Source organism: Vibrio variabilis (genome assembly GCF_003263785.1).
GTDB classification, from domain to species: Bacteria; Pseudomonadota; Gammaproteobacteria; order Enterobacterales; family Vibrionaceae; genus Vibrio; species Vibrio variabilis.
In genome coordinates this window covers 1-1,408 of sequence record NZ_JYJK01000045.1, presented here as the reverse complement: position 1 = coordinate 1,408, position 1,408 = coordinate 1, and the positions used below count along the sequence as shown (strand labels likewise).

1 rRNA gene is annotated in these 1,408 nt (G+C 52.6%); it reads right to left on the bottom strand.

From position 1 onward, the window contains the following. Nucleotides 1–9 precede the first annotated feature (9 nt). Nucleotides 10–1,408: ribosomal RNA gene (locus TZ48_RS06210) — 23S ribosomal RNA — on the bottom strand; the annotation flags it as partial.

The window sequence follows — 1,408 nt, the reverse complement described above, 5'->3', positions numbered from 1 at the left end:
GGGTGTTGTATGGTTAAGCCTCACGGGCAATTAGTACAGGTTAGCTCAACGCCTCACAACGCTTACACACCCTGCCTATCAACGTTCTAGTCTCGAACAACCCTTTAGGACACTTAAAGCGCCAGGGAAGACTCATCTCAGGGCTCGCTTCCCGCTTAGATGCTTTCAGCGGTTATCGATTCCGAACTTAGCTACCGGGCAATGCGATTGGCATCACAACCCGAACACCAGAGGTTCGTCCACTCCGGTCCTCTCGTACTAGGAGCAGCCCCCTTCAATCTTCCAACGCCCACGGCAGATAGGGACCGAACTGTCTCACGACGTTCTAAACCCAGCTCGCGTACCACTTTAAATGGCGAACAGCCATACCCTTGGGACCGACTTCAGCCCCAGGATGTGATGAGCCGACATCGAGGTGCCAAACACCGCCGTCGATATGAACTCTTGGGCGGTATCAGCCTGTTATCCCCGGAGTACCTTTTATCCGTTGAGCGATGGCCCTTCCATTCAGAACCACCGGATCACTATGACCTGCTTTCGCACCTGCTCGAATTGTCATTCTCGCAGTCAAGCGGGCTTATGCCATTGCACTAACCTCACGATGTCCAACCGTGATTAGCCCACCTTCGTGCTCCTCCGTTACTCTTTGGGAGGAGACCGCCCCAGTCAAACTACCCACCAGGCACTGTCCTCATCCCCGATTAGGGGACTAAGTTAGAACATCAACACTACAAGGGTGGTATTTCAAGGACGGCTCCACGAATACTGGCGTACTCGTTTCAAAGCTCCCACCTATCCTACACATGTAGGGTCAATGTTCAGTGCCAAGCTGTAGTAAAGGTTCACGGGGTCTTTCCGTCTAGCCGCGGGTACACTGCATCTTCACAGCGATTTCAATTTCACTGAGTCTCGGGTGGAGACAGCGTGGCCATCATTACGCCATTCGTGCAGGTCGGAACTTACCCGACAAGGAATTTCGCTACCTTAGGACCGTTATAGTTACGGCCGCCGTTTACCGGGGCTTCGATCAAGAGCTTCGACCGAAGTCTAACCCCATCAATTAACCTTCCGGCACCGGGCAGGCGTCACACCGTATACGTCATCTTACGATTTTGCACAGTGCTGTGTTTTTAATAAACAGTTGCAGCCACCTGGTATCTGCGACTCCCCATAGCTCCATCCGCAAGGGACTTCACCGCGAGGAGCGTACCTTCTCCCGAAGTTACGGTACCATTTTGCCTAGTTCCTTCACCCGAGTTCTCTCAAGCGCCTTGGTATTCTCTACCCGACCACCTGTGTCGGTTTGGGGTACGATTCCTTACAATCTGAAGCTTAGAGGCTTTTCCTGGAAGCATGGCATCAATGACTTCACTACCGTAGTAGCTCGACGTCGTGTCTCAGCCTTAAA